At 70.4% G+C, this 16411-nt stretch carries 17 protein-coding genes; 11 read left to right on the top strand and 6 right to left on the bottom strand.

Annotated features, from left to right (window positions below):
- Positions 1 to 11 precede the first annotated feature (11 nt).
- Positions 12 to 1007 carry a TAXI family TRAP transporter solute-binding subunit gene (locus ABZ098_RS29195; protein WP_356596137.1) on the top strand — a complete coding sequence of 332 codons (996 nt, stop codon included), beginning with the start codon at positions 12 to 14 and terminating at the stop codon, positions 1005 to 1007.
- On the opposite strand, the gene ABZ098_RS29190 is transcribed toward ABZ098_RS29195, so the two are convergent.
- Together ABZ098_RS29190 and ABZ098_RS29185 are read right to left on the bottom strand one after the other, a co-directional pair.
- A complete protein-coding gene (locus ABZ098_RS29190) occupies positions 997 to 2379 on the bottom strand; it encodes a HAMP domain-containing sensor histidine kinase (RefSeq protein ID WP_356596135.1) in 1383 nt (460 codons plus the stop codon). The genes ABZ098_RS29195 and ABZ098_RS29190 overlap by 11 nt on opposite strands.
- 381 nt (positions 2380 to 2760) lie before the next feature.
- Positions 2761 to 3447: a response regulator transcription factor gene (locus tag ABZ098_RS29185; protein WP_356596133.1), complete on the bottom strand. Its 687-nt coding sequence runs from the start codon at positions 3445 to 3447 to the stop codon at positions 2761 to 2763.
- A 301-nt stretch (positions 3448 to 3748) separates the two neighbouring features.
- On the opposite strand from ABZ098_RS29185, the gene ABZ098_RS29180 reads away from it, so the two are divergent.
- The 7 genes from ABZ098_RS29180 to ABZ098_RS29150 all read left to right on the top strand — a co-directional run bounded on the left by ABZ098_RS29180 (position 3749) and on the right by ABZ098_RS29150 (position 9845).
- The gene (locus tag ABZ098_RS29180; RefSeq protein WP_356596131.1) at positions 3749 to 4525 is read left to right on the top strand and encodes an amino acid ABC transporter ATP-binding protein; all 777 of its coding nucleotides are present in this window, start codon (positions 3749 to 3751) and stop codon (positions 4523 to 4525) included.
- A gap of 61 nt (positions 4526 to 4586) precedes the next feature.
- On the top strand, positions 4587 to 5432 hold the full coding sequence (locus ABZ098_RS29175) for a glutamate ABC transporter substrate-binding protein (RefSeq protein ID WP_356596129.1): 846 nt from the start codon (positions 4587 to 4589) through the stop codon (positions 5430 to 5432).
- A 233-nt stretch (positions 5433 to 5665) separates the two neighbouring features.
- Positions 5666 to 6343: an amino acid ABC transporter permease gene (locus tag ABZ098_RS29170; protein ID WP_356596127.1), complete on the top strand. Its 678-nt coding sequence runs from the start codon at positions 5666 to 5668 to the stop codon at positions 6341 to 6343.
- Entirely contained in the window at positions 6340 to 7281 is a 942-nt protein-coding gene (locus ABZ098_RS29165) for an amino acid ABC transporter permease (protein WP_356596125.1), read from the top strand. The genes ABZ098_RS29170 and ABZ098_RS29165 overlap by 4 nt, the downstream gene beginning before the upstream one ends.
- A gap of 182 nt (positions 7282 to 7463) precedes the next feature.
- Positions 7464 to 9068 carry an FAD-dependent monooxygenase gene (locus tag ABZ098_RS29160; RefSeq protein WP_356596123.1) on the top strand — a complete coding sequence of 535 codons (1605 nt, stop codon included), beginning with the start codon at positions 7464 to 7466 and terminating at the stop codon, positions 9066 to 9068.
- A gap of 116 nt (positions 9069 to 9184) precedes the next feature.
- Complete coding sequence (locus ABZ098_RS29155; protein ID WP_309506048.1) at positions 9185 to 9232, top strand: hypothetical protein; 48 nt, start codon at positions 9185 to 9187, stop codon at positions 9230 to 9232.
- Between the two features lie 76 nt (positions 9233 to 9308).
- Complete coding sequence (locus ABZ098_RS29150; protein WP_356596121.1) at positions 9309 to 9845, top strand: cysteine dioxygenase; 537 nt, start codon at positions 9309 to 9311, stop codon at positions 9843 to 9845.
- A gap of 250 nt (positions 9846 to 10095) precedes the next feature.
- Here ABZ098_RS29150 and recX read toward each other — a convergent pair whose 3' ends face one another.
- Together recX and recA are read right to left on the bottom strand one after the other, a co-directional pair.
- Positions 10096 to 11046: a recombination regulator RecX gene (gene recX, locus ABZ098_RS29145; RefSeq protein ID WP_356596119.1), complete on the bottom strand. Its 951-nt coding sequence runs from the start codon at positions 11044 to 11046 to the stop codon at positions 10096 to 10098.
- A gap of 4 nt (positions 11047 to 11050) precedes the next feature.
- On the bottom strand, positions 11051 to 12175 hold the full coding sequence (gene recA / locus ABZ098_RS29140) for a recombinase RecA (protein WP_356596117.1): 1125 nt from the start codon (positions 12173 to 12175) through the stop codon (positions 11051 to 11053).
- Positions 12176 to 12520: 345 nt separating this feature from the next.
- Here recA and ABZ098_RS29135 point away from each other — a divergent pair, with 345 nt between their 5' ends.
- Both ABZ098_RS29135 and ABZ098_RS29130 read left to right on the top strand, forming a co-directional pair.
- Positions 12521 to 12937, top strand: coding sequence for a hypothetical protein (locus ABZ098_RS29135; protein ID WP_356596115.1), 417 nt, complete (start codon positions 12521 to 12523; stop codon positions 12935 to 12937).
- Positions 12937 to 13731, top strand: coding sequence for a hypothetical protein (locus tag ABZ098_RS29130; RefSeq protein ID WP_356596113.1), 795 nt, complete (start codon positions 12937 to 12939; stop codon positions 13729 to 13731). Before ABZ098_RS29135 ends, ABZ098_RS29130 begins: the two co-directional genes overlap by 1 nt.
- Before the next feature lie 29 nt (positions 13732 to 13760).
- Here the strand turns inward: ABZ098_RS29130 and ABZ098_RS29125 are convergent, their stop codons facing one another.
- Positions 13761 to 15020 (bottom strand): AI-2E family transporter, encoded by a 1260-nt coding sequence (locus ABZ098_RS29125; RefSeq protein ID WP_356596111.1) that lies wholly within the window; start codon positions 15018 to 15020, stop codon positions 13761 to 13763.
- Positions 15021 to 15144: 124 nt separating this feature from the next.
- Positions 15145 to 15339 carry a DUF3046 domain-containing protein gene (locus tag ABZ098_RS29120; RefSeq protein ID WP_123991986.1) on the bottom strand — a complete coding sequence of 65 codons (195 nt, stop codon included), beginning with the start codon at positions 15337 to 15339 and terminating at the stop codon, positions 15145 to 15147.
- Positions 15340 to 15419: 80 nt separating this feature from the next.
- Between ABZ098_RS29120 and ABZ098_RS29115 the strand changes: the two genes are divergently transcribed.
- Entirely contained in the window at positions 15420 to 16364 is a 945-nt protein-coding gene (locus tag ABZ098_RS29115; RefSeq protein ID WP_356596108.1) for a hypothetical protein, read from the top strand.
- The last annotated feature ends 47 nt before the right edge of the window (positions 16365 to 16411 follow it).

The raw sequence follows: 16411 nt of genomic DNA, 5'->3' as shown, positions 1-16411 counted from the left end.
AGGATCACCGCATGCCCAAGCCGTTCCCCCGCCTCAGCCGCCGCCAGGCGCTCCAGACCGCGGCCGCCACCCTCGTGGCCCTCGGCCTGCTCCTGTGGTGGCTGCTCCCCCTGGGCGAGTCCCCCCCGACCGGCACGATCACCTTCAGCACGGGCACGAAGGCAGGCGTCTACCAGAAGTACGGGGACCTTCTCCGCAAGGAGATCCACAAGGACATGCCGGACCTGAAGGTGGAACTGGAGACCAGCGCCGGCTCCCAGGAGAACGTCCGACTCGTGGCGACGGGAAAGTCCGATTTCGCCATCGCCGCGGCCGACGCGGTGGAGACCTACCAGCAGAACGGTGACCCCGGCGCCGACCAGCTCCGCGGCGTGGCCCGCCTCTACGACGACTACGTCCAGCTCGTCGTCCCCGACGACTCGGACATCCACACCGTGGCCGACCTGAAGGGCAAGCGGGTCTCCATCGGCGTCCGCAACTCCGGCGTACGGCTGATAGCGGACCGCGTGCTCGACGCCGCCGGCATCGACCCGGACAAGGACATCCAGCCGAGGGCCGAGGGCATCGACACCGGCCCCAAACTCCTCGGCCACGGCCTGGACGCGTTCTTCTGGTCCGGCGGTCTGCCCACCGACGGACTGAAGCAGTTGGCCGAACGCTCCGCGTTCCGCTTCGTCCCGATCGAACCCTCCCTCGTGGCGAAGCTGCACGCCGAGGGCGAGCCCACCCGCTACTACCGGGCCACCAACATGCCGGCGTCGGCGTACCCGTCCGTGCAGAACAACAGGACCGTCCCGACGATGGCCGTCTCCAACCTGCTGATCACCCGCAAGGACATGGATCCCGAGCTCACCGAGTGGCTCACCCGGACCGTGATCAAGAGCAGGGACGGCATCGGCCGGGACGTCCACTCCGCCCAGTTGGTGGACGTGCGCACGGCGATCTACACCGACCCGGTCCCCCTCCACGACGGCGCCCGCCGCTACTACCGCTCGGTCAAGCCGTAGGGCGGCTGCGGGGCACGGACACGGTCACCACCAGCCCGTGCGGCTCGTGGTGACCGTACGAGATCGTCCCGCCCCCCGCGGCCAGCAACGCCCGCGAGATGGACAGGCCGAGCCCGGACCCCTTGACGTTCTGATGCCGTCCGCTGCGCCAGAACCGGTCGCCCACACGCGAGAGTTCCTCGTCGGTGAGCCCGGGTCCGCGGTCGGCGACGACGACCGTCGAGGTGTCCCCGTCCGCGGCGACGGTGACCGACACGGTCTCGTCCTCGGGTGTGAACTTGAGCGCGTTGTCGATGACGGCGTCGAGGGCGCTGGACAGGGTCACGGGGTCCGCCCAGGCGGTGGTGGGCGGACAACTCCCCACCAGCCGGACCCCCTTGGCCTCGGCGCTCGGCGTCCACGCGGCGACGCGCTCGGCGGTGAGCTCCCCGATGTCGGTGATCCGCAGATCCGCCTCGGTGTGCTCGGCGAGCGCGAGGTCGAGGAGGTCGTCGAGGACCTGGGCCAGCCGTTTGCCCTCCGCCTGCACGGAGGCGATCTCGGCGTTCCCCTCGGGCAGTTCGAAGGCGAGCAGCTCGATCCGCAGCAGCAGTGCGGCGAGCGGGTTCCGCAACTGGTGCGACGCGTCGGCGACGAAGGCCCGCTGCTGTTCGAGCACGTCCTCGACGTTGTCCGCCATCTCGTTGAACGACCGCGCCAGCCGCCGGAGCTCGGGCGGTCCTCCGGCGACCGCGACCCTCGACTTCAGGGCCCCGCTCGCGATGGAGTGCGTGGTGGCGTCGAGGACCCGCACGGGGCGCAGCACCCATCCGGTCAGCCGGAGCGCGGCGCCGACGGCCAGCAGCATGGCGGCGAGTTCGCCCGCGAAGATGACGAGCCAGTCCCGCAGGATTCGTGAACGCATCGGCCCGGTGGGCGAGTCGGTGACGACGACCGCGACGACGTCGCCGTCCCGGATGACCGGCGAGGCGACGACCAGTCGGCCCCGCTGCCACGGCCACACCTGCCGGGGATCCTGGCTGCGGCGGCTTAGCAGGGCCTCGCCGAACGCGTCGCGCACCTCGCCCTCCTTGGGGAGGAACCATCCGCGGGGCGCGGTGGCCATGGGCACATCACCGTCGTAGAAGACACCGACGCGAATGCCGTACACGCTGTAGTAGCTGGCCAGTTCGCTCTCCAGGGTCTCCAGGCGCTCGTCGGAGGCGTCGGTGACGAACTGGGCGAGCGCGGCGAAGTGCGCGGTGTCGTCGATCCGGTCGACGACGACCTTCTGCTGCTGGGCGGAGGCCACACCGACGGCGAGCGGCACGCCCAGCGCCATGAGCACGGCGGCCATGAGGACGATGAGCAACGGAAGCAGACGGGTACGCACGACGCCTACGCCCCGGCCGTACGTCGGGAGGCCCGGCACACACGCGTACGGCTGAGCGGCACCGCGGCCGCACCGCGTCCCCGCGCGCCCTGGGTCGGGGTTCCGGCCTGGCCCGGCCTCAGCCGCACCGGCCCCCGGTACGACCGGTCGCCGTCGCGCGAACCGTCCCGATCCTTCGCGCCGAGCCGCCCCCTGCCGCCCCCGCACACGCGGGCACCCTGACCGCCCCGCTCACCCGCGCCCACACGCCACCGTCCCTCACCCGACCCGATCCCGTCCCCCGAGCCTCGCACAGCTCCGCGCCCCACATCTTCACCTCGAGCCTCTCGGTGACGGCCGGCACCGGCCCCCATGCGTCGGCGCGGCCCTGGTGCGGGCCGCTCACACCCCTGGGGCCACCAGCCGATACCCGACCCCGCGCACCGTCTCGATCAGCGCCGGCATCCGCAGCTTCGCGCGCAGGGACGCCACATGCACCTCCAGCGTGCGGCCGGTGCCCTCCCAGCTCGTACGCCAGACCTCGCTGATGATCTGCTCGCGCCGGAAGACCACCCCGGGCCGCTGGGCGAGCAGCGCGAGGAGGTCGAACTCCTTGCGGGTGAGCTGGACGACCGTGCCGTCCACGGTGACCTGACGGGTCGGCAGTTCGATGCGTACGGCGCCGAGGACCAGCGCGGGGTCCGCGCCGCCGGGCGCGTCCTCGTGGACGGTGCGCCGGCTGACGGCGTGGATGCGGGCGAGGAGCTCCCCCGTGTCGTACGGCTTGACCACGTAGTCGTCGGCGCCGAGGTTCAGCCCGTGGATGCGTGAGCGGACGTCGGAGCGCGCGGTGACCATGATCACCGGTGTGCTGGTGCGCTTGCGGATCTTGCCGCACACCTCGTAGCCGTCCTGGTCGGGCAGGCCGAGGTCGAGAAGGACGACCCCGAAGCCGTCGACCTCGGGGACGAGCGCCTGGAGTGCCTCCTCGCCGCTGCGGGCGTGCGTGACGTCGAAACCGTGCCGGGCGAGCACCGCGGACAGCGCGGCGGCCACGTGGTTGTCGTCCTCGACGAGGAGAAGTCTCACCCCGGCCCCCTTTTATCCATTGGACGTACTATCTGAATATGTAGTGAACAGGTACGAATGGGCGTGCGCACGCGCGCGTGCGCACCGTGCAGTCATGCTGATGGATGAGGACGGCGTCAAGAGGGTTCCGGTTGCGCCGGGGTTCCGTTACCCGGCCGATATGCCCACTGGTCGCAAGTGCTACGACACGTGTCCGATTGCTATCGGATCGTGATGCTCAGATTCCCCTCAAGACTAATGACGCTGGTCGCGTGGGGTCACTACTGTCCTCCGAAACCGAGGAGGACGGAGCCAGAGAGCGATGACCGAAGTATCGGTGGCCAAGGAAGACGCGGTCCCCACCGGCGAGCTGGTCGTCCTGAAGAGCGTCAACAAGCACTTCGGCGCGTTGCACGTACTCCAGGACATCGACCTGACGATCGCCCGCGGCGAGGTCGTCGTGGTCATCGGACCCTCCGGGTCCGGCAAGTCCACGCTGTGCCGCACCATCAACCGCCTGGAGACGATCGACACGGGTTCGATCGCCATCGACGGCAAGCCGCTGCCCCAGGAGGGCAAGGAACTGGCCCGGCTGCGCGCCGACGTCGGCATGGTCTTCCAGTCCTTCAACCTCTTCGCGCACAAGACCGTGCTCGAGAACGTGATGCTGGGTCAGATCAAGGTCCGCAAGGCCGACAAGCCGAAGGCCGAGGAGAAGGCGCGCGCCCTGCTCGACCGGGTCGGCGTCGCCACGCAGGCGGACAAGTACCCCGCCCAGTTGTCCGGCGGTCAGCAGCAGCGTGTCGCCATCGCCCGGGCCCTGGCGATGGACCCCAAGGTCATGCTCTTCGACGAGCCCACGTCGGCGCTCGACCCTGAGATGATCAACGAGGTGCTGGAGGTCATGCAGCAGCTCGCCCGCGACGGCATGACGATGATCGTCGTCACGCACGAGATGGGTTTCGCACGATCGGCCGCAAACCGCGTGGTGTTCATGGCGGACGGACGGATCGTCGAGGAGGCTGCGCCCGACCAGTTCTTCAACAACCCGCGCAGCGACCGCGCCAAGGACTTCCTGTCGAAGATCCTGCACCACTGACGTGCCACCCGGACCGACCACCGACGGCTCTCCTCTCTTCACCACCCAAAGGATGTTCACCATGAAGCTCCGCAAGGTCACCGCCGCCTCGGCCGCCGTTCTCGCCCTCGCCCTGTCCGCGACCGCCTGCGGTGGCGACAGCAAGGACGAGGGCTCCGGCTCGGGTTCCGGCGGCGGCGGCAAGATCAAGATCGGCATCAAGTACGACCAGCCCGGCCTGGGCCTGAAGAAGCCCGACGGGTCCTTCTCCGGCTTCGACGTGGACGTGGCGACGTACGTGGCCAAGGAGCTCGGCTACAAGCCCGACCAGATCGAGTTCGTCGAGACCAAGAGCGCCGACCGTGAGAACGCGCTCGCCCGCGAGGACGTGAAGTTCATCGCGGCCACCTACTCGATCAACGACGAGCGCAAGAAGAAGGTCGACTTCGCCGGCCCGTACCTGCTGGCCCACCAGGACCTGCTGGTCAAGAAGGACTCCAAGATCAGCGAGGCCACGGACCTCAACGGCCAGAAGCTGTGCTCCGTGACCGGCTCCACCTCGGCGCAGAACGTCCACGACGACTTCGCCCCGAAGGCCCAGCTGCGTGAGTACTCCGGTTACTCGGAGTGCATCGCCGGCCTCCAGAGCGGCGCCGTCGACGCGCTGACCACGGACGACTCGATCCTCGCGGGCTTCGCCGCCCAGGACAAGTACAAGGGTCAGTTCAAGCTCGCCGGCCTGAAGCTGAGCAACGAGAACTACGGCATCGGTGTGAAGAAGGGCGACACCGCCACCGTCAACAAGATCAACAAGGCCCTGGAGAAGATGGTCAGCGACGGCTCCTGGCAGAAGGCGGTCGACGCCAACTTCGGCCCGGCCGGCTACAAGAACGAGCCGGCCCCGAAGATCGGCGTCATCGTCAAGTAACGCAGGGATCGACCGGCGCGGCGTCGTGACCGCGGTTCGGCCGCGCCCCGGAAGGGGCGCGGGGAACCGCGCGACGAGCCACAGCGAGCCCGCGGCCGACCACCGACAGGCGCCGACCGTCCAGCGGAGCGTCTGCGCAGGGATCCACCGGCGCGCCGCCGCCCGCCGCGATCAGGGCGGCGGCGCGTCGCGCCCCTCATACCTCCGCCACACACCCGGAAGCGCGGGAGATCGTGTTCGACTTTATTTCAGACTATGACGACCCGAGTCTGTGGGGCGCCTTCTGGATGACGGTGAAGCTGACCTTCTTCTCCGGCATCGGCTCCCTCATCTGGGGCACCCTGCTGGCGGCCATGCGGGTCAGCCCCGTCCCGCTCATGCGCGGGTTCGGCACCGCCTACGTCAACATCGTCCGGAACATCCCCCTGACGGTCATCATCGTCTTCACCTCTCTCGGCCTCGCCGACATCTTCCGCATCACGCTGGGTGCGGCCGACGACGTGAAGGTCATGAGCTTCCGGCTGGCCATCCTCGGTTTCATCGCCTACACCTCCGCCTTCGTCTGCGAGGCGATCCGCTCCGGCATCAACACGGTGCCGCTCGGCCAGGCCGAGGCGGCCCGCGCGATCGGGCTCAACTTCAGCCAGACCCTGCGCCTCATCGTGCTGCCGCAGGCCTTCCGCTCGGTCATCGGTCCGCTGGCCAACGTCCTGATCGCGCTGACGAAGAACACGACGGTGGCGGCCGCGATCGGCGTGGGCGAGGCCGCCTACCTGATGAAGGAAATGATCGAGAACGAGGCTCAGACGGTGCTCATCGGAGCGGTCTTCGCCTTCGGTTTCGTGGTACTGACCCTGCCCACCGGCCTCTTCCTGGGCTGGCTGAGCAAGCGACTGGCGGTGAAGCGATGAGCTCGGTCCTCTACGACACTCCGGGACCCCGCGCCAAACGGCGCAACGTCCTCCTGTCGGTCGTCTTCACGGTCCTTCTCGCCCTCCTGCTGTGGTGGGTGTGGCTGATGATGGACGAGAAGAAGCAGCTGGAGTGGGACCTCTGGGAGCCCTTCACCACCGGCGAGGCCTGGACGACCTACCTCCTGCCCGGCCTCGCCAACACCCTCAAGGCCGCGGCGATCTCCATGGTGATCGCCCTTCCACTGGGCGCGGTCTTCGGTATCGCCCGCATGTCCGACCACGCCTGGGTGCGAGGCGTGGCCGGCACGGTGGTCGAGTTCTTCCGGGCCATCCCGGTCCTGCTGCTGATGCTGTTCGCCAACGAGTTCTACGTCCGCTCCACGGACATCAGCAGCGAGCAGCGCCCCCTGTACGCCGTCGTCACCGGCCTGGTGCTCTACAACGCGTCGGTGCTCGCCGAGATCGTCCGGGCCGGCATCCTCTCTCTGCCCCGGGGGCAGACGGAGGCGGCCTACGCGGTCGGGCTGCGCAAGGGCCAGACGATGACCAACATCCTGCTGCCACAGGCGGTCACCGCGATGCTGCCGGCGATCGTCAGCCAGCTCGTCGTCATCGTGAAGGACACCGCGCTGGGCGGCGTGATGCTCGGCTTCACCGAGCTGCTCAACGGCCGCCAGACCCTGGCGGCCAACTACGCCAACGTCATCCCCAGCTTCATCGTCGTCGCGGTCGTCTACATCGTGCTGAACTTCATCCTCACCAGCTTCGCGAGCTGGCTGGAGAAGAGGCTGCGGCGCAGCAAGAAGAGCACGGGGGCGGTGCTGGGCGAGGACACGGTGGAGGTCAACCCGGCGGCGGTCGGCGGCACCTTCGGGACAGGCGGCGAGGGCGGCGGCCCGAGCGGGTTCACCTTCCACGACAAGCCGCCGCGATGATCTGATGCGCAGTCAAGTGGCTTGAGGGACGCGGAGGGCAGTGGCATGATCGCCACTGCCCTCCGTCACTTGACGCAAGCACCGGCAATGGGTTGCATACGTTCTGTGATCGTGCACCCTGCCCCAACCTCCTGTTCACGTACATCTCCCGGCATTCCGCTGCGGGCAGGGGGCGCCGCGCCGTGGACCCGGTGATCATCGTCGGAGCGGGGCCCGTCGGGCTCACGCTCGCCCTGGCGCTGGCGCGTCAGGAGGTCCCCTCCGTGGTCCTCGACGAGGGCCCGGGCAAGGACGAACCCCGCCTGGCCCGCACCGCCGTACTGCACGAGGACACCGCCGCCCTCATGTCCCGGCTGACCGGGGTACCGGTCACCGAGCTGGGTGTGCACTGGGCCGGATGGCGGTCGATGCGCCGCAAGCAGGTGATGCGCGAGGTCGACTTCGAAGAGGCCGGGGAGGCTCCCCTGCACCTCGCCCAGCACGTGCTGACGAACGCCCTGCGCGCCGCCCTCGCCGGGGAGCGGCTGGTCAAGCTCGCTCCGGACAGCCGTCTCGACACCATCGAGCAGGAGCCCTCGGGCGTCACCGCGCACACGCGCGGCCCCAAGGGCACGTGGTGGCGCGGCAGTTACCTGGTCGGCTGCGACGGCCCACGCTCCACCGTGCGCAAGCTCGAGGACATCCGCTTCCCGGGCCGTACGGCCGTGGAACGCCACGCGGTCGCCGCCCTGCGCGCGGAACTCCCCTGGGAGGACCGGGCGTTGCTGCACCGGACGCCGCCGTGGCGGACGTCCGGACCGTCGGCCGGGGAGATCACCGCCCGCCCGCTCCCCGAGGGCGTGTGGCGCCTGGACTGGCTGCTGCCGCCGGGCAAGGACCTGGTCACGCCCGAGCTCCTGGTGGCCCGCGTCCGGGAGACCCTCGCGGGCTGGACGGGCGGGGCGACACCGCCGTACGAACTCCTCGACACCGGAGTCCACACCGTGCACCACCGGCTGGCCCGCCGCTGGCGCGCCGGCCGGGTCTTCCTCGCCGGGGACGCTGCGCACTGCCTCGGGGCGCTCGGCACGCAGGGGCTCGACGAGAGCCTCAGGGACGCCGACAACCTCGCCTGGAAGCTGGCCCTGGCCTGGCACCACGGGCCGCACGAGGCGCTTCTCGACAGCTACCAGGCCGAGCGGCGCGCGGTCGTCGCCGGGCGGCTGCGCGCCGCCGACCAGGCGCTGCCTCTGCTGCGCGGCGGCGGGGGGCTGCGCTCGGTGGTCCCCGGGTCGGCCCGTGGCCATGACGCGTTGCTCACGGACGGTCACTTGGGGCGCGGCCAGCTCGGCGCGCCGGGGGCGTACGCCGACTCGCCCCTCGCACCCCAACACCTCGAAGGAGAGGTGCCGGTCGACACGCCCCCGGGGTCGTCGGTCACGGATGTGCGGGTCACCGCCGAGGACGGCTCGTTCGTACGACTGCGCGATCGCCTCGGCCGCGGCGCGCTGCTCGTCGTCCTGATCGCGCCGGGCACCGGGGTGTGGGAGCGCAAGCACTGGGTGACCGCCGGCATCATGCCCCGCCTGGCCGCGGCGGTGAGCGCGCTGCCGCACTCCGCCGAACTCCTGGTGGCGGAGGAGTACCCGGGCGCGGCCCCGCACACGATCCTTCTCGTACGGCCCGACGGTCACCTCGTCACAGCGCTGAGCGGAGTCCGTCCGGCGGACCTGTACTCGGCGGCCGAGACGGCGCTCGGCGGCCCTCCCGCGAAGGCCGAGGCGAACGCGGGTGCCGGCTCGCGTTGACGTGCTCACTGTCACTGTGCGTCCACATAGTGACAGTGAGTTGAAACGGCCGTCGCCACCATGGTGTACTCCGGATCGTGACCGACACCTGTGTGCGCCTGTGGCGGAGGGTCCATATGGACCTCGTCCGCTATGCGGGCTGCGTGTGTCGCCCGTCCTGCTGAATTCGCCTCTTCCTTCCCCCGCGTGCCGCGCCTGTGCGACGGCACGCTGTCGCGAACTCTTCTCAGGACGGTACCCGTGTCTGTCTCCCCCGCCCTCCCCTCGGTCTCCTCCGCCGTCGCGCCGCCCTCCCAGGCCGAACTCCTCGACTTCGTACGGCGCACCGCCGCCGACACCGAACTGATCGACTCGCTCCCGCTCGACCCCGAGGGCCGCACCTGGGTGCGTCTGGAAGGGCCCGGCGGCAGCGAAGCCTGGCTGATCGGCTGGCCGCCCGGCACCGGCACCGGCTGGCACGACCACGCCGAGTCGGTCGGTGCCTTCATCACCGCCGCCGGTGAGCTCAGGGAGCACTCCCTCGCCGCCCGGCTGCCCGCCGACGGCTGGAAGACCCTCGAACTCTCCGACGACGTGGACCGCGACCGGCGGCTGCCGGCCGGCCAGGGCCGTTCCTTCGGACAGCACCACGTCCACGAGGTCCTCAACGAGTCCCCCGAGGTCCACGCGATCTCCGTGCACGCCTACTACCCGCCCCTCCCTCAGATCCGCCGCTACAGCCGCACGGGCCAGATCCTGCGGCTGGAGCACGTGGAGCGTCCGGAGGACTGGCAGTGAGCGCCACCTGCGCGAGCGGGACGGGCTGACCCCGGGGTCCCGCACCGGTCGGGGCCGCGCTGGACGCTGGACCACGGATCCGGGCGACGATTTCCGGGCCTGGGCGATCACGGCTATCGCGTCGGGCGCCCGGGCCACGGCCCGCGTCCAGGAGGTGCAGGTGTGGTGACGGTGCTTATCGCCTTTCCGACCGGGCGCCTCTCTCCTCGGACCGGTGGCCCGACGGGCCGACTCCCGCGAACTCCCCGTTTCAGAACCCCTCGTCGCCGAGGAACTCCGTCTCCTCCCCCTCCTCCTCCAGCGCCTGCCGGACCACCCGCAGGGCCATCCCCTCGGAGTACCCCTTGCGGGCGAGCATGCCGGCGAGGCGGCGCAGTCGCTTGTCGCGGTCGAGGCCACGCGTCGCGCGCAGCTTGCGGTCGACGAGCTCGCGGGCCGTCACCTCCTCCTGTTCGGAGTCGAGCTGCGAGACGGCCGCGTCGATCAGCGTGGAGTCGACGCCCTTGGTGCGCAGTTCCTGGGCGAGCGCCCGCCGGGCAAGCCCCCGGCCGTGGTGCCGGGACTCCACCCAGGCGTCCGCGAACGCGCTGTCGTTGATCAGTCCGACCTCCTCGAACCGCGACAGCACCTCCTCGGCGGCGTCGTCCGGGATCTCCCGCTTGCGCAGGGCGTCGGCGAGCTGCTTCCGCGTGCGCGGGGTCCCGGTGAGCAGGCGCAGACAGATCGCCCGCGCCCGCTCCACCGGGTCCGCCGGAGGCTCCCCCTTCTCGGCCCTCGACAAGGAGGGGCCGCCTCCGTCCTCACCGGGCGATTCCCCGAAGCCGCGCCGACGCTGCCGACGCCCACGGGAACCGCCCGCGCCAGATGCTCCACCGCCTCGACGCGAGCTCCGGCCGAACGCCCCGGGGTCATGCGCCACCCCGTCACCGGACTCGTCGCCGCCCGGCCCACCGTCGTCGTACGTCCCCCCGTCACTGTGGGGACGACCGCCGCGGTAGGACTGGCCGGCGCCGTACGCGAAGTCGCCGCCGAACGCTCCTTCGCCGCCGTACGGCACCGAACGGCCGTGCCCCCCGTCCGTTCCCTGCCCCGTACCGTCGCCGTACCCGTCGCCGCCCGGCCCGGCAGAACCCCCGTCGCCTTTGCCGCCCCGCCCTCGCGGAGCGTCCTCGTACTCGGCCCAGTCGGTTCGCCGTGTCACGGGATCAGCTCTTGGCGGCCGGGGCCTTGGCCTTCGTCGCCTTCGTGGCCGCCGGAGCCGGCACCTTCGCGGTGTCGTCCGCGGCAGGGGTCACCGCGGCGTCCGCCCCCGGCTCCGCGGCGGGCTCCTCGGGCCGCACGCCGACGCCCAGCTTCTCCTTGATCTTCTTCTCGATCTCGTTGGCCAGGTCGGGGTTGTCCTTCAGGAAGTTGCGCGCGTTCTCCTTGCCCTGGCCGAGCTGGTCGCCCTCGTACGTGTACCAGGCGCCGGCCTTGCGGACGAAGCCGTGCTCCACGCCCATGTCGATCAGACCGCCCTCGCGGCTGATGCCCTGGCCGTAGAGGATGTCGAACTCGGCCTGCTTGAAGGGCGGCGCGACCTTGTTCTTGACGACCTTGACGCGGGTGCGGTTGCCGACCGCGTCCGTGCCGTCCTTCAGGGTCTCGATGCGGCGGATGTCCATGCGCACGGAGGCGTAGAACTTCAGCGCCCGGCCACCGGTCGTGGTCTCGGGGGAGCCGAACATCACGCCGATCTTCTCGCGGAGCTGGTTGATGAAGATGGCGGTGGTCTTGGACTGGTTGAGCGCGCTGGTGATCTTCCGCAGTGCCTGGCTCATCAGACGGGCCTGCAGACCCACGTGGCTGTCGCCCATCTCGCCCTCGATCTCCGCGCGCGGGACGAGTGCGGCGACGGAGTCGATGACGATGAGGTCGAGGGCGCCGGAGCGGACCAGCATGTCCACGATCTCCAGAGCCTGCTCGCCGTTGTCCGGCTGGGACAGGATCAGGTTGTCGACGTCGACGCCGAGCTTGCGCGCGTACTCGGGGTCGAGGGCGTGCTCCGCGTCCACGAAGGCCACCTGGCCGCCGGCCCGCTGTGCGTTGGCCACCGCGTGCAGGGTCAGGGTCGTCTTGCCGGAGGATTCCGGTCCGTACACCTCCACCACTCGGCCGCGCGGGATGCCGCCGACGCCGAGCGCGACGTCGAGCGCGGTCGACCCGGTGGGGATGACCTCGATGGGCTCGTTCGGCCGCTCGCCCATGCGCATGACCGCGCCCTTGCCGAACTGCCGTTCAATCTGTGCGAGCGCGGCGTCGAGCGCCTTCTCGCGGTCGGTTCCTGCCATGGGTTCCACCCGATTTGCTTGAGTCGATCGCTTCACGTCAAAGACGCTAACGCCTGCCACTGACAATGCGCCCCGACGCCCGTCCAGCCTGTGGATAACTCAGGGACTTCTCCATGCAAACCATGTCGAAACGCCCCGTCGTCAGCTTCGCCGGAGCCTCCATATGAATGGATGTTCGATTTTCGTGTCAAGCGCACCACGCGGCACCCGGGACACTTCTCGCGGACCCTCGGCGGCCTCCGCCACCCACCTCCGCCACTCGCCTCCAGCTACTTCCCGCGGCGTACTTCGGGTGCCTCCGGCGGTACGACGACCGGAGGGGCCGTTTCTCGCGAGTGTTGTGCCATGGAGACCCCGACGAACATCCGAGAGACGACCTCGACCACCCGCCGGCACGACAGCGGTACGGCGCGTACCCCCGCCGTGATCGCCACCCTGTCCGCGCTGCTCCTGCCGGCGGCGTCCATCGCGGGCCAGATCGCCGCCGGCGCGCAGTATCCGGCCGTACCGCCCGGCCTCGTGATCCCGCTCGTGGCGGCAGGGCTGCTGATCCGGCGCACCAACGGCTGGACGACCGGACTCGCCCTCGGTGTCGGCCTGTTCATCGGTGTGGGCGCTGTCCTGACCCCGAACACCGGCGACCACCTCTCCTCGGGGAACACCGCGCTCATCGCCTCGACGGTCGCCGAACTCGTCGCCCTCACCGCCCTGGTGATCGCAGGAGGCGCGGCCTGCCTGGTCCGGAAGGCAGCGCGGGCCTGATGGAACCGGCCCGGACACATGCCCCCGCGGTGCCGACCCGGACGTCGGTACCGCGCGCTGTCGGTGCCCGCCGCGTGGAACGCCTCTGTCACGCGACCGGTCTCCTCCTGGTCCTCTCCGGGCTCGCGCACCTGGTGGTGTTCGCCGTGGACGGCGGCCCCTGGGACGGGCCGGTCTCCTGGCGCAAGCCGGTGACGTTCGGGGTGTCCTTCGGGGTGACCCTGATCGCGGTCACCTGGGTCACGTCGTATCTGCGCGTGAGCCGGGGGCCGCGAGCCCTGTTCCTCGCGGTGTTCGCGGCGGACTGCGTGGTGGAGGTCGGCGGCATCACCCTCCAGGCGTGGCGCGGGGTGCCCTCGCACCTGGACATGGAGACGCCCTTCGACACGGCGGTGTCCATGACGCTCGCGGTGGGCGGCGGCGTCCTGGTGGTGCTGCTGACGGTGTTCGCGGTCGCCTCCTTCCGCCACCGGCCCTCGGGTCCGGCGGGGATGGACCTCGCGGTGCGGTCGGGGTTCGCGATCCTGCTGGTGGCGCTCGGCTCGGGCGCCGCGATGATCGCGCGCGGTGTCGTCCTCACCCGCACCGGTCACCAGGAGGCGGCCTACCACTCGACCGCCCCGCTCAAGCCGCTGCACGGGGTGAGCCTGCACGCCGTCCTGATCCTGCCCGCACTGGCCTGGCTGCTGTCGCGCACGTCCTGGAGCGAGCGACTACGGCGCCGGATCCTGTACGCGGCGATCGGCTCCTACGTCACGGCCGTCGTCGGCGCCGCGGTGTGGGCCGCGGTGTAGGCCGCCCTCACCTACTGAACCCGGCGCCTTCAGGACGAGCCGTCGCCGTCGGTGGTGTCCTGCGTCTCCGGCCGCCGCCGCTCCCACAGCGCACGCACGCGCGTGAACGGTGAAGGACCCTCGCCCCGCTTCCGGTGCCCGTGCACCCGTGGGTCGTCGGTGACGGCGTACCGCTTCACGTACGCGCCGAGGAACGCCTGCAACGTGGCGACCGCGGGAATCGCGATCAGGGCACCGACCGCACCGAGGAGAGCGGTGCCCGCGATGACCGAGCCGAAGGCGACGGCGGGATGGATGTCGACGGTCTTGGAGGTCAGCTTGGGCTGGAGCACGTAGTTCTCGAACTGCTGGTAGATCACCACGAACACCAGCACCCACAGCGCGTACCAGGGATCGACCGTGAAGGCGATCAGCATGGGCAGAGCGCCGGCGAGATAGGTGCCGATGGTCGGGATGAACTGCGAGACCAGGCCGACCCACACGGCGAGCACGGGCGCGTACGGCACGTCCAGGACCTGGAGCAGGACGAAGTGCGCGACTCCGGAGACGAGCGCCATCAGACCGCGCGAGTAGATGTAGCCGCCGGTCTTGTCCACGGCGATCTCCCACGCGCGCAGCACCTCGGCCTGGCGGGCGGGTGGCAGGACGGAGCAGATCGTGCGGCGCAGCCTCGGGCCGTCGGCCGCGAAGTAGAACGAGAACAGGGCGATCGTCAGGAGCTGGAAGAGGCCGCCGAGGACCTGGGCGGAGACGTCCAGGACGCCGGTGGCGCTGTTCTGCACGTAGTTGCGCAGCCAGTCGGAGCGCAGCAGCCCCTCCTGGACGTCCACCCGCTTCAGCTCGGTGTGGAAGTGCCCGTTGATCCAGGCGATGACGGAGTCGAGGTAGTTCGGGAAGTCCTCGACGATCTTGATGATCTGGCCCGCGAGCATCGAACCGAGCAGCGTGACGAAGCCCGCGGTGACGATCAGCACCCCGAAGAAGACGAAGAAGGCGGCGAGCCCCCTGCGCATGCCCCGCGCGGCCATCTTGCTCACCGCGGGTTCGATGGCCAGGGCCAGGAAGAACGCGATGAGGATGTTGATCAGCAGCCCGATGAGCTGGTGGAAGGCCCAACTGCCGAGCTGGAACACGGCGATGAGGGCGAGCGCGAGCACCATGGCCCGCGGCAGCCAGCGCGGCATGCGGGCGTTCGGCCCGGCATCGGCGGCCGGTGGCCTGGTGGGGGGTGTCATGCCGAGCGGAGATGCGTGCTGGGCTGCCTGCCCGGACTCGTCAGTGGGTGCCACGGTGCAAGTCTCGCCCACGTCACTGACAATGGCTGCCGTCCTGCGATCTTCGTGACCGGCCAGTGCCTCTTTCGTGAGATGTTCACGCCCGCTCGGCACTTCTCCCCGGAACGTCCACGTCGTCTCAGTGGCGCTCGCCCGGAACGTTCATCACCGTGCAGACCACGCGCCACACGTCCTTGGCGTCCCAGCCGGCGTCCAGCGCCTCGTGCACCGTGCGCCCACCGAGCTCCGCCATCACGTGATCGCGCGCGAAGGTGTCGGCGTACCCGGGACCGAAGTGTTCCGCCATCCGCTGCCAGAAGACCGTCAACCGCATGACTCCAGTATCCCGCCCCTGAGGGTGGGCCTCAGCCGGGACCGCTTGCCGAGACCGCTTTCCGCCCTACGGTCTGACGCATGCCCGAAACAGGAGCTTCCCCACTCCCCCAGACGCCACCGGCGCACTCCCCGCTCTTCCGCGCCGAGCACTTCGTCTGGCTCACCGCGCGTGTGCTGGAACAGCGTCTGTTCGCGTACCACTTCCTGAACGGCGGCCCCGACCCGGTGGAGACGGCCCTGGACGCCTACCGCAACGCGGACGGCGGGTACGGCCACGCGCTGGAACCCGATCTGCGCGGCCCGGTCAGCCAGCCCCTGCACACCGCTCACGCCCTGCGCGTCCTGGACGCCGTCGGACGCTGCGGCGGACAGCGTGTGGAGCGCGTGTGCCGCTATCTCACCTCCGTGTCCACCCCGGACGGCGCCCTCCCGGAGGTCACTCCCGCCCAGCGCGGTTATCCGTCGGCCCCCTTCATGAAGCTCTTGGACGCCCCGCCCAGCGCCCTGCTCACCACCGGTCCCGTGGTCGGTCTGCTGCACCGCAACGAGGTGTGGCACGCCTGGCTCTTCCGCGCCACGGACTTCTGCTGGCAGGCGGTGGAGTCCCTCCGGATGTCCCACCCGCGTGAGATCCAGGCCGCCCTGACGTTCCTGGACTCCGCCCCCGACCGCTCCCGCGCGGAGGCGACCGCCGACCGCCTCGGCCGCCTGGTGCGCGAACAATGCCTGGCCGTCCTGGACCCCTCGCACCTCGACGTGTTCCCCGTCCCCCCCGGCTACGCCCCGGCCGAGCACCACTTCCCGCACGACTACGCGAAGACGCCGGACTCCCTCGCGCGCGCGTGGTTCACGGACGAGGAGATGTCCCGTTCGCTGGACTTCCTCGCGGCCGAACAGCAGGAGGACGGCGGCTGGCCGACCCGCCGACGTCAGTGGGCCCCCACCACCGCCCTCGAAGCCCGCCCCCTGGCGACCGTCAAGGCCCTGCAGACCCTGCGCGCGTACGGCCGCGAGGTGGGCTGACCCCACGCCGGCCCCGACCCACAACACACCCGCGCGCACTGCATGAG

This window comes from Streptomyces sp. NPDC006335, from assembly GCF_040612795.1.
Taxonomy (GTDB): domain Bacteria; phylum Actinomycetota; class Actinomycetes; order Streptomycetales; family Streptomycetaceae; genus Streptomyces.
The sequence above is the reverse complement of the archived record's forward strand: the minus strand, read 5'-3'. Positions and strand labels throughout refer to the sequence as shown.